This is a genomic window from Streptomyces sp. NPDC001903, assembly GCF_042891345.1.
Taxonomy (GTDB): domain Bacteria; phylum Actinomycetota; class Actinomycetes; order Streptomycetales; family Streptomycetaceae; genus Streptomyces.
Genome location: NZ_JBIASZ010000022.1, coordinates 105,611 through 132,210, shown reverse-complemented (window position 1 = coordinate 132,210; position 26,600 = coordinate 105,611). Strand labels below are relative to the sequence as shown.

The 26,600-nt window shown below is 71.7% G+C and carries 24 protein-coding genes and 1 pseudogene; 15 read left to right on the top strand and 10 right to left on the bottom strand.

Annotation, left to right across the window (positions count from 1 at the left end):
* Positions 1-126: 126 nt before the first annotated feature.
* From ACFYZS_RS35010 to ACFYZS_RS34995, 4 genes are all read left to right on the top strand, one after another.
* Positions 127-690 carry a TetR/AcrR family transcriptional regulator gene (locus ACFYZS_RS35010; protein WP_123515795.1) on the top strand — a complete coding sequence of 188 codons (564 nt, stop codon included), beginning with the start codon at positions 127-129 and terminating at the stop codon, positions 688-690.
* A gap of 109 nt (positions 691-799) precedes the next feature.
* On the top strand, positions 800-1,966 hold the full coding sequence (locus ACFYZS_RS35005) for an agmatine/peptidylarginine deiminase (protein ID WP_389021824.1): 1,167 nt from the start codon (positions 800-802) through the stop codon (positions 1,964-1,966).
* A gap of 91 nt (positions 1,967-2,057) precedes the next feature.
* A complete protein-coding gene (ureA, locus tag ACFYZS_RS35000) occupies positions 2,058-2,759 on the top strand; it encodes an urease subunit gamma (protein WP_389021821.1) in 702 nt (233 codons plus the stop codon).
* Positions 2,756-4,519 carry an urease subunit alpha gene (locus ACFYZS_RS34995; protein WP_389021818.1) on the top strand — a complete coding sequence of 588 codons (1,764 nt, stop codon included), beginning with the start codon at positions 2,756-2,758 and terminating at the stop codon, positions 4,517-4,519. The genes ureA and ACFYZS_RS34995 overlap by 4 nt, the downstream gene beginning before the upstream one ends.
* Before the next feature lie 25 nt (positions 4,520-4,544).
* On the opposite strand, the gene ACFYZS_RS34990 is transcribed toward ACFYZS_RS34995, so the two are convergent.
* Complete coding sequence (locus tag ACFYZS_RS34990; protein ID WP_389021815.1) at positions 4,545-5,117, bottom strand: TetR/AcrR family transcriptional regulator; 573 nt, start codon at positions 5,115-5,117, stop codon at positions 4,545-4,547.
* Between the two features lie 273 nt (positions 5,118-5,390).
* Between ACFYZS_RS34990 and ACFYZS_RS34985 the strand changes: the two genes are divergently transcribed.
* The 6 genes from ACFYZS_RS34985 to ACFYZS_RS34960 are packed head-to-tail and all read left to right on the top strand — an operon-like array spanning position 5,391 to position 11,779.
* On the top strand, positions 5,391-6,413 hold the full coding sequence (locus tag ACFYZS_RS34985) for an agmatine/peptidylarginine deiminase (protein ID WP_389021813.1): 1,023 nt from the start codon (positions 5,391-5,393) through the stop codon (positions 6,411-6,413).
* Between the two features lie 27 nt (positions 6,414-6,440).
* Positions 6,441-8,102, top strand: a complete 1,662-nt coding sequence (locus ACFYZS_RS34980; RefSeq protein ID WP_389021810.1) for an ABC transporter substrate-binding protein — start codon at positions 6,441-6,443, stop codon at positions 8,100-8,102.
* Positions 8,099-9,058 (top strand): ABC transporter permease, encoded by a 960-nt coding sequence (locus tag ACFYZS_RS34975; RefSeq protein ID WP_389021807.1) that lies wholly within the window; start codon positions 8,099-8,101, stop codon positions 9,056-9,058. Before ACFYZS_RS34980 ends, ACFYZS_RS34975 begins: the two co-directional genes overlap by 4 nt.
* A complete protein-coding gene (locus ACFYZS_RS34970; RefSeq protein ID WP_389021805.1) occupies positions 9,055-9,912 on the top strand; it encodes an ABC transporter permease in 858 nt (285 codons plus the stop codon). The genes ACFYZS_RS34975 and ACFYZS_RS34970 overlap by 4 nt, the downstream gene beginning before the upstream one ends.
* Positions 9,909-10,985 carry an ABC transporter ATP-binding protein gene (locus tag ACFYZS_RS34965; protein WP_389021803.1) on the top strand — a complete coding sequence of 359 codons (1,077 nt, stop codon included), beginning with the start codon at positions 9,909-9,911 and terminating at the stop codon, positions 10,983-10,985. The genes ACFYZS_RS34970 and ACFYZS_RS34965 overlap by 4 nt, the downstream gene beginning before the upstream one ends.
* Positions 10,982-11,779 (top strand): ABC transporter ATP-binding protein, encoded by a 798-nt coding sequence (locus ACFYZS_RS34960; RefSeq protein WP_389021799.1) that lies wholly within the window; start codon positions 10,982-10,984, stop codon positions 11,777-11,779. Before ACFYZS_RS34965 ends, ACFYZS_RS34960 begins: the two co-directional genes overlap by 4 nt.
* Positions 11,780-11,797: 18 nt before the next feature.
* On the opposite strand, the gene ACFYZS_RS34955 is transcribed toward ACFYZS_RS34960, so the two are convergent.
* Entirely contained in the window at positions 11,798-12,475 is a 678-nt protein-coding gene (locus ACFYZS_RS34955) for a TetR/AcrR family transcriptional regulator (RefSeq protein WP_389021796.1), read from the bottom strand.
* A gap of 174 nt (positions 12,476-12,649) precedes the next feature.
* Between ACFYZS_RS34955 and ACFYZS_RS34950 the strand changes: the two genes are divergently transcribed.
* Positions 12,650-13,828 carry an agmatine/peptidylarginine deiminase gene (locus ACFYZS_RS34950; protein ID WP_389021793.1) on the top strand — a complete coding sequence of 393 codons (1,179 nt, stop codon included), beginning with the start codon at positions 12,650-12,652 and terminating at the stop codon, positions 13,826-13,828.
* Positions 13,829-14,722: 894 nt separating this feature from the next.
* On the opposite strand, the pseudogene ACFYZS_RS34945 reads toward ACFYZS_RS34950, so the two are convergent.
* The 3 genes and pseudogenes from ACFYZS_RS34945 to ACFYZS_RS34935 form a co-directional block, all read right to left on the bottom strand.
* Positions 14,723-15,868 (bottom strand): annotated as a pseudogene (locus ACFYZS_RS34945) (SulP family inorganic anion transporter); the annotation flags it as partial.
* Positions 15,869-15,958: 90 nt separating this feature from the next.
* Positions 15,959-16,429 carry a pyridoxamine 5'-phosphate oxidase family protein gene (locus tag ACFYZS_RS34940; protein WP_389021790.1) on the bottom strand — a complete coding sequence of 157 codons (471 nt, stop codon included), beginning with the start codon at positions 16,427-16,429 and terminating at the stop codon, positions 15,959-15,961.
* A gap of 57 nt (positions 16,430-16,486) precedes the next feature.
* On the bottom strand, positions 16,487-16,726 hold the full coding sequence (locus tag ACFYZS_RS34935) for an SHOCT domain-containing protein (protein ID WP_389021787.1): 240 nt from the start codon (positions 16,724-16,726) through the stop codon (positions 16,487-16,489).
* A gap of 222 nt (positions 16,727-16,948) precedes the next feature.
* On the opposite strand from ACFYZS_RS34935, the gene ACFYZS_RS34930 reads away from it, so the two are divergent.
* The 3 genes from ACFYZS_RS34930 (at position 16,949) to ACFYZS_RS34920 (ending at position 18,864) form a co-directional block, all read left to right on the top strand.
* Positions 16,949-17,413, top strand: coding sequence for a Crp/Fnr family transcriptional regulator (locus ACFYZS_RS34930; protein WP_389021784.1), 465 nt, complete (start codon positions 16,949-16,951; stop codon positions 17,411-17,413).
* Positions 17,414-17,439: 26 nt separating this feature from the next.
* Positions 17,440-18,078: a CBS domain-containing protein gene (locus tag ACFYZS_RS34925; protein ID WP_389021781.1), complete on the top strand. Its 639-nt coding sequence runs from the start codon at positions 17,440-17,442 to the stop codon at positions 18,076-18,078.
* Between the two features lie 87 nt (positions 18,079-18,165).
* Positions 18,166-18,864: a response regulator gene (locus ACFYZS_RS34920; RefSeq protein WP_389021777.1), complete on the top strand. Its 699-nt coding sequence runs from the start codon at positions 18,166-18,168 to the stop codon at positions 18,862-18,864.
* A gap of 15 nt (positions 18,865-18,879) precedes the next feature.
* Here the strand turns inward: ACFYZS_RS34920 and ACFYZS_RS34915 are convergent, their stop codons facing one another.
* From ACFYZS_RS34915 to ACFYZS_RS34895, 5 genes are all read right to left on the bottom strand, one after another.
* On the bottom strand, positions 18,880-20,610 hold the full coding sequence (locus tag ACFYZS_RS34915) for a GAF domain-containing protein (protein WP_389021773.1): 1,731 nt from the start codon (positions 20,608-20,610) through the stop codon (positions 18,880-18,882).
* A 75-nt stretch (positions 20,611-20,685) separates the two neighbouring features.
* On the bottom strand, positions 20,686-20,964 hold the full coding sequence (locus ACFYZS_RS34910) for a DUF1918 domain-containing protein (RefSeq protein ID WP_389021770.1): 279 nt from the start codon (positions 20,962-20,964) through the stop codon (positions 20,686-20,688).
* Between the two features lie 2 nt (positions 20,965-20,966).
* Positions 20,967-23,543 carry a cation-translocating P-type ATPase gene (locus ACFYZS_RS34905; RefSeq protein WP_389021767.1) on the bottom strand — a complete coding sequence of 859 codons (2,577 nt, stop codon included), beginning with the start codon at positions 23,541-23,543 and terminating at the stop codon, positions 20,967-20,969.
* A 6-nt stretch (positions 23,544-23,549) separates the two neighbouring features.
* Positions 23,550-24,413 carry a universal stress protein gene (locus ACFYZS_RS34900; RefSeq protein ID WP_389021764.1) on the bottom strand — a complete coding sequence of 288 codons (864 nt, stop codon included), beginning with the start codon at positions 24,411-24,413 and terminating at the stop codon, positions 23,550-23,552.
* A complete protein-coding gene (locus tag ACFYZS_RS34895; protein WP_389021762.1) occupies positions 24,410-25,318 on the bottom strand; it encodes a universal stress protein in 909 nt (302 codons plus the stop codon). The genes ACFYZS_RS34900 and ACFYZS_RS34895 overlap by 4 nt, the downstream gene beginning before the upstream one ends.
* A gap of 235 nt (positions 25,319-25,553) precedes the next feature.
* On the opposite strand from ACFYZS_RS34895, the gene ACFYZS_RS34890 reads away from it, so the two are divergent.
* A complete protein-coding gene (locus ACFYZS_RS34890; protein WP_389021759.1) occupies positions 25,554-26,582 on the top strand; it encodes a 2-dehydropantoate 2-reductase in 1,029 nt (342 codons plus the stop codon).
* Positions 26,583-26,600: the final 18 nt, after the last annotated feature.

The window sequence follows — 26,600 nt, the reverse complement described above, 5'->3', positions numbered from 1 at the left end:
GGCGGCTGTGCGGTCGCCCGAACGGCCTCGGATCCTATCCGACTGGAATTTCAGTCAGGAACGGGGTCGTAGGCGTCATGCGCGCCCAGGTAGGGTGTCGGCGTGGCGGACCGTCGAACAGCAATCATGGAAGGGGCCGCGCGGGTCATCGCCCGACGCGGCGTGCGCGGCCTGCGCGTGGAGGAGCTCGCCGCCGAGGCGGGCGTGTCCACGGCGTTGATCTATTACCACTTCAAGGACCGCGCCGGAATCCTGCGCGCGACGCTGGAGTTCATCAACGACCGCGCGGGACGGTACACCACGGAGCGGGAGCCCGACGCTCCCCCGCTGGACGCCCGGGGCGAGTTGGAGGAGACCCTCCTCCTCGAATTCCAGGACAGCCCCGAGGTGCGGGAGAACAGCACGGCCTGGGGAGAGCTGCGGGCGACGGCCGTCTTCGATCCCGACCTGCGCGAGGACCTGGCCCGCGCCACGCTCGTGTGGGTGCAGGAAGTGGGCGAGCTGCTCGGCCGGGTCCGGCCCATGGCGGGAGCCGCGGCGCTCGCCGGCGCCGCCGAGCGGCTGACGGCCCTGGTGGAGGGCCTGAGCTCGCGCTGGCTGAGCGGGAGCCTGCCGCTGGCGCACGCGCGCGAACTGACGACCACGGCGATCGCGGCCGAGCTCCGGCACCTGGCGCAGCCGGGCGGCTGACCGTCCCGGCGAGCCCTCCCCCGGCCCCCTCCCAGCCCCCGCCTCCGGGTGGGGGCTTCCGTTCATCTCATGTCTTGACTGAATTTTCAGTCAATGACAGAGTCGGGCCATGAGCACCTCCCACGACAACAGCCGCTCCCTCCTCAGCCGCCTGTTCGGCTCCGCCCAGCCCTCCCGCAGGCGCGTCCTCGGCGCCGCCGGCCTCGGAGCCGCGGGTGTGGCGCTGGGCTCCCTCGCAGCGGCCCCGCAGCGGGCCAGCGCCGCGGTGCCGAGCCGGTGGGTGGACCGGGACGACGTGCCGCATGCGCGTACGTGGATGTCCTGGCCCTCGCGGTCGTCCATCTGGGGCGGCCGGCGCCTCGCCGGGGTACAGGAGGACATCGCCCTGATCGCCCGGACCGTCGCCCGCTACGAGCCGGTGGTCCTGTGCGCCCCGGACTCCTACACCGCGGCCAAGGCCCGCTCCCTGTGCGGGCCGGGGGTCACCGTCCTCGACTCGATCCCCACGGACGACCTCTGGATGCGGGACATCGCACCCGTCTTCCGCCGGGACGGCCGCGGCGGTCTCGACGCGCTCGGCCTCAACTTCAACGGGTGGGGCGACAAGCAGACCCACTCCTACGACGCCGACGTCGCGCGGCTCGTCGCGGACGACGGCCGCCTGCCCTTCGTCAGGACCGGGTTCGTCGGCGAGGGCGGGGCGATCGAGACCGACGGCGACGGCACCGTCATGGCCACGGAGAGCAGCCTGGTCAACAAGAACCGCAACCGGGGCATGAGCCGTGCGGAGATCGAGGACGCCGTCCTGCACGCGTACGGCGCGGACAGGATGATCTGGGTCCCCGGCATCAAGGGCAAGGACATCACCGACGACCACATCGACGTGACCTCGCGCTTCATCCGCCCGGGCGTGGTGATGGTGCAGGTTCCGCCCGCGGACCGCGACGACGTCTGGGCGCGGGACGCCCGGGAGCAGTTCTCGATCCTCTCCGGTGCCGCGGACGCCCGGGGGCGGAGGCTGAGGGTGATCCGGGTGGAGGGCCCCGACACGGTCCGGTCGAAGGACTCCCAGTTCGTCGACTCCTACCTCAACTTCCACGTCGTCAACGGGGCCGTCATCACGGCCCAGTTCGGGGACGCGGTCAAGGACGCCGCCGCCCACCGCGCCCTGGCGGAGGCCTTCCCCGGGCGGGCGGTCGTCCAGATCGACGTCGACCGGCTGATGGCGGGCGGCGGCGGCATCCACTGCTCCACGATGCACGAGCCGCTCCCCTAGGGGGTGTCCGGAAAGTAGCGCCGTGCGCCCGCGGGGCAGGCGGGACTTTGCGGACACCCCCCAAGACCTCCGAGCACCGAATCGAGGCGGTATGCGACTGACACCCACCGAACGGGACCGGCTGCTGATCTTCACGGCGGCCGAACTGGCCCGCGCCCGGCGCCGCCGGGGCGTGAAGCTCAACGTTCCCGAAGCGACCGCGCTGATCACCGACACCGTGTGCGAGGCGGCCCGGGACGGGCGCCGGCTGGCCGAGGCGATCGAGGCCGGGCGCCGCGTCCTCGACGCCGACGACGTACTGCCCGGCGTGGCCGACGTGGTCACCGGCCTCCAGGTCGAGGCGGTGTTCGACGACGGGACACGACTCTGCGTCATCGACGACCCGTTCAGGCAGCGGGGTTCACTCGGCCCCGCCGCCCCCGGCGCGACCCTGCCCGGGGACGGCGAGGGCCACCAGCGCACCGAACCGACACTGCGCCTGCCGGTGCTCAATACCGCGACGGTGCCGATCAGCGTCTCCTCGCACTTCCACTTCTTCGAGGCCAACCCCCGCCTCGCCTTCGACCGCGCGGCGGCGTACGGCACGCGGCTCGCCGTCCCGGCCGGCTCCACGGTCCGCTTCGACTCCGGATCGACCGTCTTCGTGGAGCTCGTGCCGATCGGCGGGGCGCGCGTCGCCATCGGTTTCGCCGGGCTCGTCGACGGCCCCCTGGACGCCCCCGGCGCCCGCGAGGCCGCGCTGGCCAAGGCCCGGGCCACGGGCTACCTCACCGCATACCAGGAGCAGGCATGAGTGGCAGCATCTTCGACGCCGCAGGCTGTCACGGCCGGCCCGGCGCGGCCCCGGCCGACAGCACGGACCCGTACGACTACGTGGCCGTGCACGGGCCGCGGGCCGGGGACCGGGTGCGGCTGGGCGATTCGGGCCTCATCGTGCGCGTCGAGTCCGACTCCCAGAAGCCCGGCGACGAGTTCCTGGCCGGCTTCGGCAAGACCGCGCGCGACGGGCTGCACCTGAAGGCCGCCGCCGTCCGCGAGACCTGTGACCTGGTCATCAGCAACGTGCTGGTCATCGACGCCGTCCTCGGCATACGCAAGACCAGCATCGGGATCCGCGAGGGCCGCATCGCCTCCATCGGGCGGGCGGGGAACCCCGACACGCTGGACGGGGTCGAGGTGGTGGTCGGCACCGGGACGACCATCGTCTCCGGCGAGGGGATGATCGCCACCGCGGGCGCCGTCGACACCCACGTCCACCTGCTCTCGCCCCGGATCATGGAGGCCTCGCTGGCCTCCGGCGTCACCACGATCATCGGCCAGGAGTTCGGCCCGGTGTGGGCGGTGGGCGTCAACTCCCCCTGGGCGCTGCGCCATGCCTTCAACGCCTTCGACGCCTGGCCGGTCAACATCGGCTTCCTGGCCCGCGGCTCCTCCTCCGATCCGGCCCCGCTCATCGAGGCGCTGGCCGAGGGCGGTGCCTCCGGGTTCAAGGTGCACGAGGACATGGGCGCGCACACCCGCGCCCTGGACACCGCGCTGCGCGTGGCCGAGGAACACGACGTCCAAGTCGCCCTGCACACGGACGGGTTGAACGAGTGCCTGTCCGTCGAGGACACCCTGCGCGTCCTGGACGGCCGCACCATCCACGCCTTCCACATCGAGGGCTGCGGCGGCGGACACGTCCCCAACGTGCTCAAGATGGCGGGCGTGCCGAACGTCATCGGCTCCTCCACCAACCCCACCCTGCCCTTCGGCCGGGACGCGCTGGCCGAGCACTTCGGCATGATCGTCTCGGCGCACGACCTCAAAGTCGACCTGCCCGGCGACGCCGCGATGGCCCGCGACCGCATCCGGGCCGGGACGATGGGCGCCGAGGACGTCCTGCACGACCTCGGGGTCATCGGCATCACCTCCTCCGACGCCCAGGGCATGGGCCGCGCCGGCGAGACGGTGCGCCGTACGTTCGCCATGGCAGGGAAGATGAAGGCCGAGCTCGGCCCCCTGGACGGCGAGGGCTCGTACGGGACGACGCAGAGCGGGGACGACAACGAGCGCGTCCTGCGCTACATGGCCAAGCTGACCATCAACCCGGCCATCGCCCACGGCTTCGCGCACGAGGTCGGCTCGATCGAGGTCGGCAAGCTCGCGGACGTCGTCCTGTGGTGGCCGCAGTACTTCGGCGCCAAGCCGCAGCTGGTCCTCAAGGCCGGCTTCCCGGCGTACGGGGTGACCGGCGATCCGAACGCCTCCACCGACCGGTGCGAACCGCTGGTCCTCGGGCCGCAGTTCGGCTCGTACGGGGCCACCGCCGCCGACATCTCCGTCGCCTTCGTCGCGGAGGCCGCCGTGCGCAACGGCGACCGGATGCCCACGCGCCGGCGCCGCGTGGCGGTCCGCGGGACCCGGGGCATCGGCCCGGCGGACATGCTGCGCAACGCCCGTACCGGCACGGTCGACGTACACCCCGGCACGGGACTGGTCTCGCTGGACGGCGAGCCCCTCGTCTCGGAGCCCGCCGATTCGGTCTCGCTCGGCCGGCTCTACTTCCTGTAGCCGATCCCTTCGAACCCCCTCCGGCTCAGGGCTGGTTCAGCTCCACCTCGATGGCGTCCGTGAGGAGCCGGCGTGCGTGCTCCAGCGGCAGGGAGCCGCTGAGCCAGCGGACGCTGAGGCCTTCGAGGAGGGCCGTCAGGCGTTCGGCGGCGGCCGCGTGCGCAGGGGCCGTGCCCATGGGCCGGGCGTGCGCGAGGAGGTCGGCGATCTCGTGCACCCAGGTGTGCGTGGCCTTGGCCACGTCCTCGCGCAGGTCGGCGTCGAAGACGGCGCTGGCCCTGAGCTCTCCCCACGCGGTGCTGTTCTCCCGTACTTCCGGGGTGTCCTGGAGTTCGAGGAGCAGGACCTGCGCCAGCTCGGTCCGCGGGTCGGCGCAGTCCTGGCCGGGATCGCGCTCCGCGGTGTAGCGGTCGGCGCGGTCGCTGATGAACTCCAGGGTCCGGCGCAGGATCCCCGCGCGATCGGTGAAGTGGTAGTAGATCAGCGAGGTGGACACCCCCGCTTCGGCGGCGAGTTCTCCCACGCGCAGTCCGCGCACGCCGCGGCGCGCGATCACTCGCGTGGCGGCCCTGAGTATTTCCGTTCGACGGTCTGACACGAGGTGTCACTCTACCCGCCGAGTCGGTCACCTGGGGCCATTTCCTGATCGAACAGTCAGGTACTTTCCCGGCCGCGATGCACGCCATACCTGCTGGTCAGACACCCGTGCTTGTGGCGCATCACAGCACCGCGGCATCCACGACCCCCCCTCACAGGGCGCACGACTGGCCGAATCGCAGAGCACTTGGCCAGAAGCATTGACTGAATTTTCAGTACGGAGGAGGATGCGGGGCACACGCCCCCTGCCCTCCCTTGACACACAGGAGCGACCATGACGGATTTCCGGATGCCGGCCGAGTGGACCGAGCACGAGGGCTGCCTGATGGCCTGGCCGACGCGCCAGGAGCTGTGGGGTGAGGTCTTCGACGAGGTGAAGGCGGAGTACGCACAGGTCGCGAGCGCCATCGCGCAGTTCGAACCGGTGACCATGGTGGCGCTGCCCGGCTCCGGCGCCGAGGCCCGCGAGCGGTGCGGCGAGGGCGTCACGGTCGTGGAACTGCCGCTCGACGACTCCTGGTTCCGGGACTCCGGGCCGATCTTCGTACTCGGTCCCGACGGACGGCGGGCCGGGGTGGACTTCCGCTTCAACGCCTGGGGCGGCAAGCACCACCCGTACGACACCGACGACAAGATAGCGGGCGCCCTGCTGGAGCACCTCGGCGTGGAGCGCATCGCCTCCCCGATGATCCTCGAGGGCGGCGCGATCACCGTCGACGGCGAGGGCACGCTGATCACCACCGAGCAGTGCCTGCTGCACCCCAACCGCAACCCGGGGATGGGCAAGGAGGAGATCGAGGCCGAGCTGATCGCCCGCCTCGGCGTCACCAAGGTGATCTGGCTGCCGTACGGGGGTCTGCTGGACACCGAGACCGACGGGCACGTGGACGGGGTCTGCGCGTTCGTCGCCCCCGGCAAGGTGGTCGTACAGCTGCCGAGCGACCCGGAGCACCCGGACCACGAGCGGATGCGGGTCAACCGCGCGGTCCTGGAGAAGGCCACCGACGCCGCCGGGCGCCGCCTGGAGATCGTCGACCTGCCGCAGAGCGCCTTCGTCGAGGTGGCCGGCCGGGAGACCGAGGTCGGCTACCTGAACTTCTACATCGCCAACGGCGGGGTCGTCGTCCCGGTCGCGGGGGTCCCCGAGGACGAGGGGGCGCTCGCGGTCATCGCGGCCGCGCTGCCCGGCCGCAAGGTCGTCGGCGTCCGCTCCCGCGTGATCGCGTACGGGGGCGGCGGCGTCCACTGCATCACCCAGCAGGTGCCGTCCCCGGTGCCCGTCGCCACCTCCCGCTGAGCGTCGAGCAAGGAAGAGAGAGCACCGATGCCGAGATCCCTTCCCCGCCCCGGCGGCCACCGGGCCGCCCGCCGGTACGCGCTCCCGGTCGCGGCCCTCGCCGCCGTCGGCCTGGTCGCCGCCTGCTCCGGCCCGCCCAAGGACGGACCGGCCCCGGGGAGCACCGCGTTCAAGCTCTCCGCGGGCACCCCGGCCGCCGCCGGCGAGCTGGACTCCTTCACCTGGGCCCTGTACGCCGAGCCGCCCACGCTCGACTACGTCTCCGCCTTCGACTACCCGCAGAACACGATCGTCTCCAACGTCTGCGAGTCCCTGATGCGGTGGACCCCGCAGCTCACCGTGGCTCCGGGCCTCGCCCAGAAGGCAGCCAACCCCGATCCGAACACCTGGGTCTACGACCTCCGCCCCGACGTCAAGTTCCACGACGGCGGTGTGATGACCGCCGACGACGTGGTCTTCAGCCTCGGCCGGCAGGCCGATCCGGAGGGCGGGTCTGCCTGGAACAGCAATTTCGCCAACGTCGAGTCGATCACCAAGACGGGCCCGCTCCAGGTCACGGTCAAGCTGAAGCAGCCCGATTCGCAGTTCCCCCAGTACATGGCGACCGCCGCCGGCGTCGTCGCCTCCAAGGCCGGGGTCGAGAAGGCGGGCAAGGACTACGGCACTTCCGGCAGCCTGGACTGCACCGGCCCCTTCAAACTGGGCACCTGGAACAAGGGCCAGTCGATCGAGCTCCAGCGCTTCGACGGCTACTGGGGCACCCGGGCGAAGGCGGCGAAGGCGGTCTTCACGTTCCTGACCGACCCGTCCGCCCGTACCAACGCGATGCTGAACGGCGAGGCCGACGGCGGCTACCTGATCCCCACCGAGAGCTACGACCGGTTGAGCAAGAGCGGGGTGGGCACCCTCTACTTCGGCGAGGGACTCAGCACGGTCAACGTCAACGTCACCAGCATGAAGGGGGCGCTCGGCGACGTACGGGTGCGCCGGGCGCTGTCCATGGCGCTGGACCGCCGCGGGTTCGTCAAGGCGGGCCTGGGCGGCGCGGGCACCGCGACCAACTCCCTCACCACCAGGGCCGTCTGGGCCGCGGCCCCCGAGGACGTCCGCAAGGCCGCCTTCGACGGGCTGCCGTCGCCCGAGCAGAACATCGAGCGGGCCAAGGCGCTGATCGAGGAGGCGGGCGCCACCGGCAAGACGGTGACCATCGCCACCAGCGCGATCGGCCAGGACGTGTCGCTGCTGGCCACCGCGGTCCAGGCCGCCGGGAGCAGGATCGGGCTGGACGTCCGGCTGAAGACCATAGCCCCGAACGCCTTCACCGCCCTGTTCACCGACCCCCAGGCGCGCGAGGGCCTGGACATGTTCCCCGAGACGTACTACGACTCCATCACCGACCCGATGGACCTGCTGAGCAACTTCCAGACCGGGGCGTTCCAGAACTACGCGGGCTACAGCGACCCGGCCTACGACGACCTCGTCGCCAAGGCCCGGGCGGAGTACGACCCGGCCCGCCGGATGGCGACGGCGGCCCAGCTGCAGAAGAAGGCGGCCGACGAGGTCCTGTGGATCCCCGTGGCCGAGTGGCCGACGGCCGTGTTCCTGAACAAGCGGATCACCGGCGCGCCCACCACCATCTCCTACCTGTACCAGCCGTGGGCCGCGGACGTCGGGGCGGCCGCGCGATGAGTTTCCTGAGATTCGCCCTCCGGCGGCTGGCCGAGATGGCGGCCACCCTGTTCGGCGCCTCGTTCGTCATCTTCGGCGCCATGTACCTGGCGCCCGGCAATCCGGCGAGCTTCCTGCTCGCCGGGCGGTCGGCCTCCCCGGAGGCGCTGCGGGCGATCAACGCCCAGTACCACCTGGACGAGCCGTTCGCGGTGCAGTACCTGCGCTGGCTCGGCCAGGTGGTCCAGGGCGACTTCGGGCGCTCGATCACTTACCGCACCGACGTGTCCCGGCTGCTGGCGGACCGGCTGCCCAGCACCCTGCTGCTGATCTCCATGGCGCTGGTGCTGGTCCTCGCCGCCGGTCTGCTGCTGGGCTGGATCGGTGCGGTCCGCGGCGGCGCCGCCGACTCGACGATCCTCGTCACGACCACCTTCGCGATCGGCACCCCGTCGTTCGTGGCGGCGGTGCTGCTCCAGGGCCTGTTCGCGGTGAAACTGCACTGGTTCCCCACCGGGGGCACGGGCGAGGGCCTCGGCCCGATGCTGTGGCACCTGACGCTGCCCGCCGTCGCACTGGCGCTCTACCTGATCGGAATGCTCGCCCGCGTCACCCGGGCCGCGATGCTCGAAGTCCTCGGCCAGGAGCACGTCACGGTGGCCCGCAGCCGCGGGGTCGCCGCGCACCTGCTGGTCCGGCGGCACGTGTTCCGCAACGCCCTGGGCACCGTGCTCACCACGGGCGGGCTGATCGTCTCCACCCTGCTGGTCACCACCGTCCTGGTGGAGTCCGCGTTCAGCGTGGGCGGCATCGGCCAGCTGCTCGAACTGTCCACCACCACCAAGGACTTCCCCACGGTGCAGGCCATCTCCCTCATCATGGTCGCCCTGTTCATGACCGTGAACCTCTTCGTCGACCTGCTGCATCCGCTGGTCGACCCCCGGGTCGCCCTCGGCCCCCGGAAGCAGGCGGCATGAGCGCCGCCACCCTGCTGCGCCGGCCCGGCCTCGCCCGGATCCGCAGCTCCCGCGCACCCCTGTCCGCGCTCTGCCTGGGCTTCGTCGCCCTGGTCGTCCTCGTTGCCCTGCTCGCCCCCTGGATCGCCCCCTGCGATCCGAACGCCGTCGACTTGGGCAACGCCCTGGCCGGGCCGTCCGCCGAACACCTCCTCGGGGTCGACGCCTCCGGGCGCGACACGCTCTCGCGGCTGGTCCTGGGCGCCCGGACCTCCCTGCTCGGCCCGCTCGGCGTGGTCGTCTTCTCCACCCTGGCCGGCGTGGCCATCGGGACGACCGCCGCCTGGCGGGGCGGCTGGCTGGACTCCGTCCTGTCGCGCAGCACCGAGCTCGTCTTCGCCTTCCCCGGCATGCTGCTGGCGATCCTGATCGTCTCGGTCTACGGGGAGGGGCTGATGGCGCCGGTCATCGCGCTGGCGATCGCGTACCTCCCGTACGTCAGCAGGCTCACCCGCTCGCTCGTCCTCGCCGAGCGGGAGCGCCCGTACGTGGAGGCCTACCGGGTGCAGGGCCACTCGGGGCTGCAGATCTGCCTGCGCCACGTCGTACCCGGGGTCGCCCCGGTCGTCCTCGCCCAGTCCACGATCAACTTCGGCTACGCCCTGATCGACCTGGCCGGCCTCTCCTTCCTCGGGCTGGGCGTACCCGCCCTGACCCCCGACTGGGGCCGCATGGTCTTCGACGGCAAGACCGCCATCCAGTCCGGCTACCCGCTGTCGGCGATCGTGCCGTGCGCGGCCATCGTCCTGACGGTCGTCGCCTTCAACGTCGTCGGCGAACGCCAGGCCGACAAGGTCGCCAGGAGGGACCGTTGAACACTCCCGACACGGACGACGCCTTGAACACCCTCGACATCAGGGGGCTGTACCTGCGCCTGCCGGACACGGCCAGGCCCGTCCTCGACGGGGTCGACCTCACCGTCGCCGCCCGGGAGACCGTGGCCCTGGTCGGCGAGTCCGGCTCCGGCAAGACCCTCACCTCCCGCAGCGTGCTCGGCCTGCTGCCGGCGCGGGCCGAGGCGCGTGGGGCGGTGCGGGTCGTCGGCGACGACGTCCTCACCATGACCGCCGGGCAGCTGCGGGTCCTGCGGACGAGCACGGCGGCCATGATCTTCCAGGACCCCCGGGCCGCCATCAACCCGATGCGCCGCGTCGGCGACTTCCTCACCGAGAGCCTGCGCCTGAACGCCCGGATGAGGAAGGGGGCCGCCGAGGCGCGGGCGGTGCGGATGCTGGAGGCCGTCGGCCTCTCGGCGGCCGCGCTGCGCACGTACCCGGGTCAGCTCTCCGGCGGCATGCTGCAACGGGTCATGATCGCGGCGGCGCTCATGGGCGACCCGGCGCTGATCCTCGCCGACGAGCCCACCACGGCCCTGGACGTCACGACGCAGGCGGAGGTGGTGGCGCTCCTCGGCGAGCTGCGCGAGAGCTTCGGCACCGGGCTGCTCTTCGTCACCCACGACCTGGGGCTCGCCGCGGCCATCAGCGACCGGGTGTACGTGATGTACGCGGGCCGGATCGTCGAAACGGGCCCCGCCGAGGAGCTCTTCGCGCGGCCGCGCCATCCGTACACGGCCGCGCTCCTCGACTCGACCCCGCGGCTGGACGCGCCGCGCGGCCGGCTCACCGCGATCGAGGGCCGGCCGCCGAGCCTGCGCGAGGAAGTGGCGGGGTGCCCGTTCGCGGCGCGGTGTGCGTACGCGACCGGTCTGTGCGGCCGGGAGGCTCCGGCTCTGCTGCCACAGGCGGCGGGCGGGGTGGGCATCGCGGGCGGGGTGGGCATCGCGGGCGCGGCCGGCCACCTCGCCTCGTGCCACCACAGTGACCAGGTCCGCGGCGCGTCGGGCGAGCAGGGCCGGTCCCCCGGCCGGAAGGAGAGCCACCGATGAGGAAGACCGTGCTGGAGGCCGTCGGCCTGCGCCGTGCCTACGGGCCCGTCCGGGCGGTGGACGAGGTCTCGTTCCGGCTGGCCGAAGGCGGCTCGCTGGGCATCGTCGGCGAGTCGGGCTCTGGGAAGACGACCACCGCCCGGATCGTCGTGGGGCTGGAGCACGCGGACGGGGGCCGGATCCTCGTCCACGGCAGGGACCGGGGCGATCGCGTGCGCGGCAAGGCGCAGCGCCTGGCGCGGGCCCGGGAGGTGCAGATGGTCTTCCAGGACCCGTTCCTGTCCCTGGATCCGCGCACGACCGTGGGCGCGGCGCTCCGCGAGACCCTGCGGCTGCACTTCCCGGACGCCGATCACGGCCGGCGCGTCACCGAGTTGCTCGACCAGGTGGGTCTGGGGGCCCGGGAGGCCGACGCCCTGCCGCGGCAGCTGTCGGGCGGGCAGCGCCAACGCGTGGCGATCGCCCGGGCGCTGGCGGTGGAGCCCGCCGTCCTGGTGCTCGACGAGGCGGTGGCGGCGCTGGACGTGTCCGTACAGGCGCAGATCCTGAACCTGCTGGCCGACATCCGTGAACAGACGGGCATCGGCTACCTGTTCATCACCCACGACCTCGGGGTCGTGCGGTGCGTCACCGACGAGGTCGTCGTCATGCGCCGCGGCCGGATCGTCGAGGCGGGCCCGACCGCGCAGGTCCTCGCGGCGCCGGAGCATCCGTACACCCGGCTGCTGTTGGAGTCCGTGCCCCGGCCGGGCTGGGACCCGCGGGGCATCGCCGCGGCGCGGCGCGCCCTCTGAGGGGGCGTGCGGCGCGGCTCAGGGGTGGCGGCGTACGGCTGCCGCGGTGAGGCCCTCGACGAGGACCCGTACGGTCGCCTCGGGGTCGACGTCGGGGTCCAGGGACTGGAGGGCGGCGAGCCCGTCGGCGGCGGCGGCCAGTGCCGTACCCGGTGGGACGGGGTCGAAGGCGCCGTCGTGCTCGTCCGCCAGCACCCGGAACAGCCGGACGAAGCATTCGCGCCAGCGCCGGTACTCCGCGTCCACCGCGGCCCGGACCCGGTCGTCGTTCAACGCGAACCAGTGGAGGGCGGAGTGCAGTCGTGACAGGTCCGGTCCCTCGGGCTGCGTGAGCAGCCCGATCACCCTCTCGGCGCGCTCGGCGAAGGTGCCGGGGCGGTCGACCGCGGCTTCCATCGGGCCGATCCACTCGGGCCCGATGTCCCGGGCGACGGCGACGATCAGGTCGGTGCGGTCCTTGAAGTGGTAGTGGCACATCCCGTGCGAGATCCCGCAGAGCGCGGCGACGTTGCGGGTGCTGAAGCGCGCGAACCCCTCGCCGGCGAGCAGGGTGCGGGCGGCGGCGATCAGCCGCGCGCGGGTCTGCTCGCCCTTGGCGGAGGTGCGGGTGGTACGGGTGGTGCGGGCCGGGGCGGGCAGCCGACCGTCCTCGGCCGGTACCGCCGTTTCCGCTGCTCCTGCTGCTTCTGCTGCCACGGCGTCACTCTAACGACCCCGCGTCCACGGCACTTCAGGAACGATCAAGCAACTCCAACTCCCTTTATTCATACGGCAGTTGATACCGCCCAAATTATTGACCGAGCGCTCGGTCAGTAATACGTTCCGGGCCAATCGGTGGAGCGATCCACCCTGGCTGATCGGAGAACAGTGATGAACGATCACGCTGCATCCCAGGACCCGGCCGGCGGAACGCCGCGACGCACCCTGGACAGGCGGGGGTTCCTGACGGCGGCAGGCCTCGCGGCCGCCGGCGCCGCGCTGGCGGCGGCGGGCGGCGAGGCCTTCGCCGCCACCCGCCCCTCGGCAGGGGCGGCGGCCGCCGGCGGGTTCACGGTGCCGCTCGACACGGTCCGGCACACCCGTACCTGGATGGCATGGCCGGACAGCTCGGCCATCTGGGGGCGGAAGCTGGCGGGGGTCCAGGCCAACATCGCGCTCATCGCGAAGACCATCGCCAGGTACGAGCCGGTCGTCATGTGCGCCAACTCGGCGAGCGTCTCGAAGGCGCAGAGCGCCTGCGGATCGGCCGTCACGGTGATCGGCTCGATCCCCGTCGACGACTGCTGGATGCGCGACAGCGGACCGGTGTTCCGTACGAACGGCGCGGGCGGACTCGACACGGTCGGCCTGAACTTCAACGGCTGGGGCAACCAGCAGACCCACGCCAAGGACTCCCTGGTCGCCGGGCGGATCGCGGCCTACGTCGGGGTCCCGTTCACCGCCGCCGCCTTCGTCGGCGAGGGCGGCGCGGTGGAGGCGGACGGCGCCGGCACCCTCATGGCCACCCGCAGCAGCATCATCAACCCGGACCGCAACCCGGGCCTGACGCAGTCACAGATCGAGGCGGCGATGTGCACCGCCTTCGGCGCCTCCAAGGTGATCTGGTTCAAGGGCGTCCTCGGCCGGGACATCACCGACGACCACGTCGACGCGACCTCCCGCTTCCTGGCCCCCGGCCAGGGGCTGGTCCAGATGCCGCTGGCCGGTGACACCGACCCCTGGTCGAACGACGCCCGCCAGCAGTACCAGATCCTCTCCACCTCGACCAGCGCCCAGGGCAACCCGATGGCGGTCACCAAGCTCCAGGGCCCCGACTACAACCTCATCCGCTCCACCGACCCGAACTTCGTGGGCGCGTACGCCAACTACTACGTGTGCAACGGGGCGGTCATAGCCCCCCAGTTCGGCGATTCCCGCGCCGACGCGGGCGCCAAGTCCACCCTCCAGCGCCTCTTCCCGGGCCGCACGGTCGAACAGCTCAACATCGACAGCCTCGGCGCGGGCGGCGGCGGGATCCACTGCGTCACCCAGCAGCAGCCCGCCCCGTAACCACCCCCACACGCAGCGGTCGAGCCACCCCGCCTCGACCGCTGCGTTCCGCGTACCCGCTTGTGACCACAGCCGCTAGATGTCCCCAGCCCATCCGATTGACCTGCACTTGTGCCAACCAGCTTCGGCACCATGCGGCGCTGTCTGCCGAGAGTTCTTGGCACATCGGTACAAACACTCGGGCCCTCCGGCCGCTGCGCTGACCAAGACGCCTCTTCCCCCTCCAGCAGCCGCAAGATGGGGGCTCCCCCACTTCGTCGCTCCCGACTCCTTCCCGGACTGCCGCTGGATCATTCCCTCGAAAGCGCGTCCGCGGTGCCTTCTTGACTACCGACGAGGCTGCCGGCGGTGCCCATCGCGGAGCCCTCCGTCCAGCCCCTGCCGTGCGCCGCCTCGCTCCGTCACGCACGGACCCTCGGCCGTTCGCGGTCAGCCACTGCGGGGCTGAACCCTGCTAAGCACGCCGCCGAAACGTCTTCTCGCAGGGCTCCCCCAAGGCTGCCGGGGCGCCTACCACAGGCCGGGCCACTGACATCTCGGTGTGATGAGACGACTTGCGAAAGTCAGACGACAATCACGATGCTCTTCGCAATTTCCACCGCACTCATGGCATGTAAGGCGGAGACGTGGCTCCTCAGACCCTGCTTCTCGATCGCGAGCCAGTCTGCGCACCGCGGGCAACCGACCCTTGGTCGGACACATCGACACTGCATGATCTTGCGCGAGTGCATGACATTTCGGCTGATGCTTTCAGCCAGCTGGTCATGCGGTCGGATTGGACTGCCCGGTGGACGACGGCCTGGCGCTTTGGGAGGACGGCGACCGACTACGCCGTTAAGGACCTGTGCGAGGTCGACATGACCTCCAGCGTTCCCGTGCGCCGCTTCACTTGGCGTCGCGCCGACGGAAGGCTGCCAGCCTGCGGAACTCGCCCACCTCGACCAGGCGAACTGCGGCGTAGACGACGATCGCACCGAGGGCGGCTGACGGGGTGCGGGCCAAAAGCGGGCCCAGGAAGAGCAGGACGGCGGCCACGCAGACTGCGCCGACGAGGGAGTACGCCTGTGTGCGGGCTCCAGTGGATTCCGCGAGGGCGGTGCGGCTGGCGCTGCTGCTGACCGGGAATCCGTGCAGGACTCCGGCACCGAGGTTCGCTGCACCGAGGGCCAGCAGCTCGCGGTTGGCGTCCAGGGGGTGTGGGTCGTCGTGGCGGGCGAAGGCGCGTGCGGTCAGGACGACGTCGGTGTAGCCGACCAGCAGAACCCCGAGGGCCGGCAGGACCAGGTCGGCGAGGTCTGTCGGTCGAGGCAGGGCGAAGCCCGGCAAGCCGGTCGGGATCGCGCCGATGACGTCGATCCCCTGGTCCTCGTCCAGTGCGAAGACCGCCACCAGCGCCGTGGCGAGAACGAGGACGACGAGCGGTCCGGGCAGTGCCCGCCACAGCAGGGGCAGGGTGAACAGCAGGAGCAGGCAGCCTGCGGCCATGACGGTCGTGGGCCAGTGCAGGTCGCCGATGTGGCGGAGGAATGAGAAGAGCTGGGGGAAGAAGCCCGATCCGCTGCCGCTGGTCCCGGTGAGGCGGGGCAGCTGATCCACGATCATGATGAAGGCGACACCGGCCAGGTATCCGACGAGCACGGGCCTGGAGAGAAGGTCGGCCAGGAAGCCGAGCCGGACGGCCCATGCGACGAGACACAGCAGGCCGACGGCGAGGGCCAGGGCGGCCGCGAGCACCGCGTAGCGGGCGGGGTCGCCGGCGGCCAGCGGTCCGACGGCCACGGCGGTCATGAGGGCGGTGGTCGACTCCGGTCCGACGGACAGCAGGCGCGAGGTGCCGCTGAGGGCGTAGAGGACCATCGCCGGCAGGACGGCCCACAGGCCGACGACCGGAGGCAGGCCGGCCACGCCCGCGTAAGCCATGACCTGCGGCACCAGGTAGGCGGCGACCGTGATCCCGGCCAGGACGTCGCCCCGTAGCCAGCTCGTCCGGTAGCCACGGAAGGCGGGCGGCATCGCAGTGATCCGTCCGTGCTTCGACATGGCACCTCCGGGACTCCACGTGGGCCTGTGCGTCACCATGGTGCCGGGCCGAGGGCTGCAAGGAGGTGAAGCGCGCGAGTGGGCCGACCGCTATCCGGTGCTCTCCCGCAGACGGAAGCCGGTGACCAGATCGGGCCTGATCCGGATGGCACCCGACGCGGCGCCCTCGACCCAAGGCTGCAGGAGGTGCTCGTAGCGCTCGACCTCGCCGGGGGCGGTGACGGCGGTGGCGTAGCCGGTGGCGACCACGCTCCACCCCAAGTGCTCGCCTTCGTCAATGACGTCGGCTTCGTACGCGACGACCACGCCCGTACCCCCCTGTGCCGCGAGCAAGGATGCCAGCGTCGAGTCGTCCTGGACACGGACGATGATGTCGCCGGCGTCGAGCACGTGGTTGACCGGGCGCACGGCGGGCAGCGCGTGACGAGTGAACACGATCCGGCCCAGTTCGACCGTGTCCAACAGCCGCAGCGCCTCGTCAGGGCTGAGCTCTTCCATCTGCCGCCCCTCCATGCTGACGGCAGGCGAACTGATGGTCGTACCAGCCGGGTCGCTCTTCATCGTGGGCATCCTTCGTCAAGCGGGCAGGACGTCAGGGCCGTTGCCGCTGTCGGCTTCTCAAAGGGGCGCAGGCCCAGGGGCATGGCTCCGCAGCACCGCGAGCCGCCGGCTGTATTCCTCGTCGTCGATCTCGCCTCTGGCGAATCGTTCCGCGAGGAGTCTCTCCGGACCCTTGTCGGGGGCTGGGTACGGCGCGGCTGCTGTGTACCCGTCCGCACCGTCTCGCCTGAGGGCTCGGACCACGAGGACGGCTGCTGCGACGATCAGGGTCCAGACGATCAGGGTGGTGAGGGACATGGCGAACCATCCCCAGGCCCCCATGCCATGGCCATTCCAGTACATCGCGCACCTACCGGGTGGACGGGGCCGACGGCCACGAGTCGGCCATCTGCTGCAAGGATCTCCGGCTGTACCGAGCCCCGGCATGGGCCGGTCGGCCCTCAAACGGGACCACAGGACCCATACCCGCAACCAAGGGGAACGCCAAGACTGAACACGGACTCGAACAGGAGGCCGTTCATGAGCACCCCTTCACCCACCCGTATCTCCGAGGCACTGCCCGCCGACTGCCGCTCTCGTCTGATGGAGCTGGCCCAAGAGGTCAACTTCGAGGAAGGGACGCGTCTCTTCCGCGAGGGCGGCCACGCGGACCGGTTCTGGATCGTCCGGTCCGGCACCGTGACCTTGGACGTCCACGTGCCCGGGCGACGTGCCGCTGTCATCGAGAGCCTCGGCGCCGGCCAGCTGGTCGGCTGCTCGTGGCTCTTCAAGCCCTACTCCTGGCGCCTGGGTGCCGAGGCGATGTCGCCCGTCCGCGCGTACGAGTTCGACGCGGAGCGCGTGCGGGCGCTGATGGACGCCGACGCCGCCTTCGGCTCTGCCCTGGGCCACTGGGTCGGGCAGGTCCTCGCCAACCGGCTGCAGGCCGCCCGCGTGCGCCTTCTCGATCTGTACGCGCCCTACGGCAGCGGCAGCTTCCTCTGATCGCCCGTTCGCCGAAGGAGCCGGTCATGCCCGCATCCCGCTACACCGTCAGTGACGTCATGACGCACACCGCCGTCGCCATCGGCCGGGAGGCGTCCTACAAGGAGATCGTCGAGCTGATGCACGAGTGGAAGGTCAGCGCGGTCCCCGTCCTGGAAGGCGAGGGCCGCGTCGTCGGGGTGGTCTCCGAAGCGGACCTGCTGCCGAAGGAAGAGTTTCGGCGTACGGACCCCTCGCTGCCCGATCAGCTGGAGGAAGCGTCCAAGGCCGGCGCGGTGCTGGCCGAGGAGCTCATGTCGAGCCCGGCGATCACCGTGCACCCCGACGCGCCCGTCGCCGAAGCCGCCAGGATCATGGCCCGCAAGCACGTCAAGCGCCTGCCTGTCGTGAACGCGCTCGGCATGCTGGAGGGCGTGGTCAGCCGCAGCGACCTCCTCAAGGTGTTCCTGCGGCCCGACGAGGAGCTCGAGAAGGAGATCCGCCAGAACGTGCTCACCGAGCTGGAACCCGGTAGGAACGTGGACTTCGCCGTACAGGACGGCGTCGTCACTCTGCGCGGCCCGCTGCGGGACCGGGCTCTGCTCCCCCTGCTCGCGCGGGCGATCCGCGCGGTCGAGGGCGTCGTGGACGTCCGGATGGAGCTGGAGAGCGCCATCGCTGCCTAGCGTGCCTCTCAGCCACGGGGTGCGTTGTGCGCCTTCCTGAGACAATTCTGAGGGAAACGCGTAGAACGGACCGAGCCAGGGGCGACCATGTCCGACGATCCGAACGCCTCCGCAGAGGCGCCGATCAAGGTGTTCCTCCTCGACGACCACGAGGTGGTCCGGCGCGGGCTGCATGACCTACTGGACGCAGAGCCGGGCATCACCGTCGTGGGCGAAGCCGGCACGGCCGAGCAGGCTCTCGCCCGCGGGCCGGCGCTCCGTCCGGATGTGGCTGTACTCGACGTGCGGCTACCCGACAGCGACGGCATCACCGTCTGCCGCGAGCTGCGCTCGCGCATGCCCGACCTGGCCTGCCTGATGCTGACCTCGTTCGACGACGAGGACGCCCTGCTGGACGCGATCATGGCAGGGGCCGCCGGCTACGTCCTGAAGCAGATCAAGGGCTCCGATCTGGTCTCGGCCGTACGCACGGTCGCCACGGGCCAGTCCATGCTGGACCCCGCGACCACCGCCCGCCTGATGCACTCCCTGCGCGACCCGGAAACGGCGAAGGCGCCGGAGGACGCCCGCCTGGCGGCCCTGTCCGAACGGGAGCGGGCAGTCCTGGAGCTCATCGGCGAGGGCCTCACCAACCGGCAGATCGCCAAGCAGCTCTACCTGTCCGAGAAGACGGTCAAGAACCACATCTCCCGGCTGCTGGGCAAGCTCGGCGTGGAGCGGCGGGTCCAGGCGGCCGTGATCGCCGCCCAGGTCCACGACCACGACGCCGGCACGGCCAAGCAGTAGGAATATCGACGCCGGTCACCGCGGTGGCGCGTCAAGAGGAACCCGCCACTCCAGGCGAGTGCCCCGCTCCCCGTCGCCCCGTGCCGCAACCTCCATCCGGCCGCTGAGCCTTTCGGCACGCTCCGCCAGGTTCCGCAGTCCACTGCGCCGACCGCTTACGGGCAGCCCGACGCCGTTGTCGGTCACGGTGACGGTCAGGTTTCCCTCGGCCGCGGCGATGGAGACCTCCACCCGCGTGGCCTCGGCATGGCGAGCGACGTTGGCGAGTGCTTCCCCCACCACGGCGAGGGCCTCGTCCGCGACGGTCGGCGGTACGTCGGTGTCGATCAGCCCCTCCATCCGCAGGGCCGGGGCGAAGCCGAGGGCTGTCGAGGCCTCGTCCAGGGCCTGGACCAGGCGGGATCGCAACTTGGAGGCCTCACCAGGGGCCTCGTGTTCGCGGAGTCCGAAGATCGTCGAACGGATGATCTTGATGGTGGCGTCGAGATCGTCCACGGCGCGCGCGAGGCGTTCGGACGCCTGGGGGTGGTCGACGAAGCGCTGGGCGCTCTGGAGGGTCATTCCGGTGGCGAAGAGTCGCTGGATGGCCAGATCGTGCAGGTCGCGGGCGATGCGGTCGTGGTCCTCCAGCAGGCTCATCTGCTCGGCGTCGCGGCGCCGGTCGGCCAGCTCCAGTGCGAGGGCCGCCTGGCCCGCGAACCCCGGAAGCGCGGCGACTTCGGCGATGGTGAACACGGGGCGACTGTGCCTGCGGGCCAGGATCAGGACGCCGCTCAGTCTCTCCTTGGTGCCGACGGTGACGGCGACCGCCGGACCGAAGCCCGTCCACCTTTCCGGCTGCACGGTGACGCGCGCGTCGGACGCCACGTCGGGGACCGTGATGAGCCCGTCCCGGGCCAGCGCGGCCTCGGCGAGAGTGCCCTGGGCGCTGGGCAGGACGATCCCGCGGTGTGCCTCGGCTCCGTCCCCGAGAGCGAGGGAGCCTCTCAGTTCACCCCCGGAGCCGAGCAGGTAGAAGACGCCCATGTCCGCGCCGGTGATGTCCTTGGCCCGCTCCAGCATGCCCTCGAGGACCTCGTCCTCGGGCGCTCCGGACAGCAGGGCGCTGGTGATGTCGGAGCTGGCCTCCAGCCAGCGCTCGCGCAGCCGGACCTCCTCGAACAGCCGGGCGTTCTCGATCGCGATGCCGGCCGCGACGGCGAGGGTGGACAGGACCGCCTCGTCCTCGGCGTCGAATTCGGCTCCGCCGCGCTTCTCGGTCAGGTAGAGGTTGCCGAAGACCTCCTCGCGGACCCGGATCGGGACACCGAGGAAGGAGTGCATCGGCGGGTGGTGGTCCGGGAACCCGTACGAGGCCGGGTGCTCGGACAGCTCCGGTAGCCGCAGCGGTTCGGGGTGGCGGATCAGCTCGCCGAGGATGCCGTGGCCGGACGGCAGGTCCCCGATCCGTGCGCGGAGGCCGTCGCTGATGCCGACGGGGAGGAACTCGGCCAGCTTCTTGTCGTCCCCGATGACGCCGAGGGCACCGTACTCGGCGTCCACGAGCACCACGGCCGCCTCGACGATGCCGCGCAGGACCTGCGGCAGGTCCAGTTCCCGGCCCACCGACATGACGGCCTCGAGGAGACCGTTCAGCCGGTCCCGGGTGCCCCTGACCTCATCGATGCGTACCTGGAGCTCGTCCAGCAGCTCGTCGAGCCGCAGCCGGGGAACACCGCTCCGGGCGGGCTGACCACCTGCGCTCATGCCCCACCTCCGGCCGGCAGCGATGGCGAGAGGGCCACCGTTTCCACGGTATCGCCGGCCGGAGGGCCTTCCCACTCAGCTAGAGGCCATTGCGCCGTACGGCCTCTCCTCGTACCGCGACGTACCGGATCCGTCGTGCAGGTGCCGGACGTGTGCGTCCGGGCCGGGGAAGAACACGGAGGTGCGGCCGGTGTCGGACCAGCGCACGTCGTAGGGCGGGGTGCCGTCGTCGTGGTGCAGGGCGATGACTTCTCCGTCGCGGCCCGGTGCTCCGAGGGTGGGGCCGCCCACGACGATCTGGTCACCCACCTCGGCGTGGATCCCGTGGCCGTCGGCAGGCGAGTAGGCGTTCATGATCATGCCTTTCTGTGGAATGCGCCCCGCAGGAGGCGGGCGGCGATGAATGCCGCGAGTGCTGCGGCGGCGGCGAGTCCTGCGCCGGCCCAGCCCACCGGCTGGGTGTCCAGCAGCGACTGAAGGGCGGGAACGTGCAGGGCTGCCATCGCGAGCAGGGCGGAGGTCGCCACGGAGGCGGGGAGGAAGAGGTTCTGGGTGGTGAGGAACCGGGCTCGCAGTCCCAGTGCCACTCCGAGCTGGGCGCCGAGCAGGGACAGGAAGAGCACGCTCTGCCAGGGCAGGCCCATGGAACGCGCGCCGATGCCGGAGATCAGGCTGAACGCGGTCACGGCTGCGGCGAGGACGAGGAGGCGTTGCCACACGCCTGCGGCCAGGATGTGCTGTCCCGGCGGCCGGGGCGGGCGCCGCATGGCCTGTGGGGCGGCCGGTTCGGCGCCCATCGCCACGCCGGTGAGGCCATGGGTGAGGAGGTTGATCCACAGGATCTGGCCCGCCCGCAGCGGCAGGGCCAGGCCGAGCAGGGGGCCTGCCAGCATCACGAGGATCTCGGCGGCCCCGCCGGCCATGGCGTAGACGAGGAAGCGCCGGATGTTGTCGTAGACGCGGCGGCCCTCCTCGACGGCCGTGACCACGGTGGAGAGCTCGTCGTCCGTCAGGACGAGGTCGGCGGCCTGGCGGGCCACCTCGGTGCCGCGGGCGCCCATGGCGACGCCGATGTCGGCCTGGTGGAGGGCGGGGCCGTCGTTGACGCCGTCCCCGGTCATGGCGGTCACGGCGCCGCGGGCGCGCCAGGCGTGGACGATGTCCAGCTTCTGCTGGGGATCGGTCCGGGCGAAGACGCGGACGGCGGTCAGGTCGGTGTCCGGATCCGCGGCCAGTTCGGGGCCGGTGACGACCGCATCGGCGGGACCGTCCTCCACGAGTCCGATGCGCACGGCGATGGCGTGGGCCGTCGCCGGGTGGTCTCCGGTGATCAGGACGGGTGTGATGCCGGCGGCGCGGCAGGCCGCCAATGTGGCGGCGGCAGTCGCTTTCGGCGGATCGCTGATGGCGATCAGGCCGAGTAGACGTAGTCCGTGTTCCGCCTCGGCAGCAGGTGGGTGCCACTGGAGCCGTTCGGCGCCTGCCACCGCCAGGACCCTGAATCCGTGGGCGGCCAGCTCTGCGGCCTGCCGATGGGCCCGGTCCAGGATTTCGAGCGGGTCGGCGAGGACCGCGGGGACCAGGACGGTCTCCGGCGCCCCCTTGAGGCAGACCAGTACGTTGCCGTCCGGCAGGTGGTGGAGGGTGGTCATCCGTTTGCGCAGGCTGTCGAACGGGGCTTCTCCGATCCGAGGACAGGCTTGTTGCAGCTCTGCCGGGGCGGGGCAGCCTGCCTTGGCGGCGGCGGCCAGCAGTGCGGCCTCCATGGGATCGCCCACGGCCGTCCAGACCTCGGAACCGCTACCGGGCGGCTTGAGGCTCGCGTCGTTGCACAGGGCCGCCGTGGTGAGCAGCTCCTGCAGGGGGCGGAGCTGCTCGGGAGTGAGGGAGTGTCCGGCACGGGTCAGGTCGCCGTGGGGTTCGTATCCGCTGCCGGACACGTCGGCGGCTCCGGAGGGCGTCCACACGTGCTGGACGACCATGCGGCCCTCGGTGAGGGTGCCGGTCTTGTCCGTGGCCAGCACGCTCACCGAGCCGAGCGTCTCGACCGCCGGAAGGCGTCGGATCAGGGCGCCCCGGGCGGCCATGCGGCGGGCCCCGAGGGCGAGGGCGAGGGTGACGACGGCGGGCAGGGACTCGGGTACCGCGGCGACGGCCAGGCTGATGGCGGTGACGGCCATCGTGCTCACAGCGAGACCGCGTACGAGGCCCAGGGCGAAGAACAGCACGCACAGGGCGAGGGTGACGGCGGCCAGAATGCGGCCCAGGGAGGCGAGGCGACGCTGGAGCGGGGTCGGTCCGTGTTCCCCGTCGAGGAGCGCTGCGATCCGGCCGAGGGCACTGGCGGATCCCGTGGCCGTGGCGGTCGCGACACCTCGTCCGCGCACCACGACGGTGCCGGCGCCGACCGTGTCGCCCGCGGTCTTGGCTACGGGTTCCGACTCGCCGGTGAGCATGGACTCGTCCATCAGGAGCGCGGACGCCTCGGTGAGGTCGGCATCCGCGGCGACGATGTCTCCCTCACCCAGCAGCAGGCTGTCACCTGGCACCACGAGCGCTGCCGACACCTCGTACGCTTCGCCGTCGCGGCGCACTCGGGCGTGCGGGGCCGAGAGAGCGGAAAGCGCGGCGACCGCGCGGTCTGCCCGGACCTCCTGGGTGACGCCCACGGTCGTGTTGAAGACGACCACCAGGCCGATGACGACGGCGTCCGGGTGGTCGCCGATCGCGATGGTCAGGAGTGCGGCACCGAGCAGCACCATGATCAGCGGATCACGCAGCTGGGCCAGCACCCGACGGTGGAGGGCCGTAGGCCGCGGGGGTGCCACCTCGTTGCGGCCGTACCGGGCCAGTCGGCGTTCGGCTTCGGCCTGCGTCAGCCCCGCCCGGGTGGAGGGGTCGGCGGACGGCATTTCGATCGCGCGGCTGGTCATGGCCGGTCAGTTATTGGGGACGGTGATCACGGGGCAGTGCGCGCGGTGCAGGAGGCCGTGGACGACGGATCCGATCCGCATGCCGGTGTATCCGCCGCGGCCTCGGCGGCCCACGACGACGGACAGGGCGTGCTCGGCGGCCCGCGCCAGTTCCTCGACCGGATGGCCGGTGAGGACCTCGTGGGTGACGTGCACGTCCGGGTACTTCTCGGACAGCCCGGCGGTGGCTTCGGAGAGCAGGGTGCGCTGCGCCCGCAGCGCCACCTCTTCGTCGTCCAACATGATCAACGGGGGCTGCCACACGCAGACGACCCGCAGCGCAGCGCCCCGGAGGTCGGCCTCGTCGAAGGCGAAGTCCAGCGCGGCGGTGGCGGACGCGCTGCCGTCGATCCCCGCGACGACGTAGGGCGGCTGCTGGCTGATGTGCTCGGCGTCGCCCACGACGACGACGGGGCAGCGGGCCTGGGCGGTGACGGGGACCACGATCGAGCCGGCGCTGAAGAACTCGGCGGTGCGGCTCAGGTGCCGGGAGCCGAGGACGATCATGCGGGCTTCTCGCGCTGCGCCGCCCAGGACGGGGGCGGGGAAGCCGCTCAGCAGATCACCGGTGACGCTCACCTCGGGGTGGCGGTCACGCACCCAGTTGGATGCTTGTTCGAGCCTGTCGGAGCCGGCCTGCCGCAGGGCAGTCTGGCCGGGGGTGTCATCGACGTGATGGGTGTCGTGCTGGGGCGGTACCGCGAGCACCAGGCGCAGCGGGAGCCGGCGTCGTTGTGCCTCGTCGGCGGCCCAGGCCAGGGGGAGGTGCCAGTCCCTGGCGGGGTCGATGCCCACGACGATGTCGTGGCTTCCTGCCGGGTGGATGGTCATGACTGGCTCCCGAAGTCGCTGCCTGTCCGGGGGATGAGGAGGACGGGGCAGTGGGCGTGGTGCAGCAGGCTGTGGGTGGCCTTGCCCAGGTTGGGGGCGAGTCCGAGGGGCCTTGGGACCCGGCGGCCGCCCATGACGAGCAGGTCGGCGTGGCGGGACGCCTCGACGAGGACACCGGCCACGGAGATGCTCTTCTCCGCATCGGCCTGGACCTCCAGGTCGGGGAACTCTCCGCGAACCACGTCCGTGACGGCCCGCAGGGTCTCTTCGTGCCCGCTGGCGATCTCGTCGACGCCGTCGAGCATGCTGACCACCTCGCCGACGGACTGGAGCACGTTCCACACGTGCAGCAGCCGCAGGGAAGCCTTGTGCAGCTCGGCTTCCTTGGCGGCGTACCGGGCGATCAGGAGGTCGTGTTCGTCGCGGATCGCCGCGAGGACGGTGCCGGTCTCCTCGGCCCCGTCGATGCCTCGGACGACGATGACGGGGGTCATGGCGGCGGCCGCGACATCCAGGCCGACCGAGCCGAGCATGAGGGAGTTGAACCCTCCCAGGCCGCGGTTGCCGACCACGACCGTGCCATGGCGTCCGCCGGCCCGGTGCAGGCTGTCGACGGCGTTCGCGCGGCTGAACTCCGTGGTCACCATCAGCCCGGGGTACTCGGCCGACACGGCCTTAGCCGTGTCGTCCAGGAGCTCCCGACCGTTGCCGCGGACCCTTTCGATGGTCTCCGCAGACAGGTACAGGGCCCTGCCGTCGGTGTCGGCGCCGTAGACGATGTGCAGGGGACGGTCACGGCGTACGGCCTCCTTGGCCGCCCACAGGGCGGCGATGCGCGCCGACTGCGAGCCGTCCACGCCGACGGTGACCGAGCTGGTGTCCGGGGTGCGGAAGGTGCTGTCCACGATTCCTCCCAACCGAGAAGCCGATGAGGGACACCCCTCACGCTGGCACCCGCCGGCGCTTCGGGAAGAGGGCCGCCCGGGACCTCAGACGGGACCAAAGGTCCCCATCGCTCTCCGGGGCCCCTTGCGGGCCAGCGCAGTTGCTCCGGCCAACGGGTGTGCCGCGCCGCCCTTGATCCCCGGACGACTTCCGCCTACTTTCGGGTAACCACCGTGGACCAGGAGCGATGCCGACATGCCTCACCCCACTGGCGACCAGCGACCGCGGATCGCCGTGTTCGGCGCGGGCAGCATCGGCTGCTACCTCGGCGGCCACCTCGCGCAGCACGCGGACGTCACGCTGATCGGGCGGCCCTCGGTGCTGGACGGGTTGCACGACGGGATGACGCTCAGCGGCGGAGGCCGCCCCGCGGTCCACGTCCCCCGGGATCGGCTGAAGCTCACGACGGAGCCGGACGCGGTTGCCGACGCCGACTGCGTCCTGGTCACCGTCAAGTCCGCCGCCACGGTGTCGGCCGGACGGGAACTGGCCGGACGCCTCCGCCGGGACGCCGTCGTCGTCAGCTTCCAGAACGGGCTGCACAATGCCCGCCTGCTGCGGGACGAACTCCCGGGCGCCACCGTGCTCGCGGGAATGGTGCCGTACAACGTCGCGCGGACCGCGCCCGGCACCTTGCACCAGGGCACGGGCGGGGCTCTGATGCTCGACAGCGGCCCCGCTGCGACCCCGCTCGTCGCGGCGCTGACGGCTGCCGGACTGCCGGTCGAGCCGCGCCACGACATGCCACAGGTGCAGCACGCCAAGCTGCTGATGAACCTCAACAACGCGGTGAACGCCCTGTCCGGCCTGCCGCTGCGGGAACAGCTGGGCGCACGCCCGTACCGGGCGTGCCTCGCGCTGTGCCAGGAGGAGGCGCTGGCGGCGTTCGCCGCGGAAGGAGTCCGCCCGGCACGGCTCGGCCCCGTCCCGGCCCGGCTCACGCCACGGATCCTGCGTCTGCCCGACGCCCTGTTCCGCCGCATCGCAGCGGCCAGCCTCCAGGTGGACGCGCACGCACGGTCCTCGATGTGGGACGACCTGGAGCACGGGCGGGCGACGGAGATCGGCAGTCTCCAGGGCGAGGTCGTCGCCATGGCGGAACGACACGGCCTGACCGCACCGGTGAACGCACGGCTCATGTCGCTGGTTCACGAGGCTGAACGCCCGGGCGGCCGCCGTTCCTGGTCCGGCCCGGAGCTGCTGCACGCGCTGCGTCGGCCGTGAGCCGGCCGGGGCAGCTCG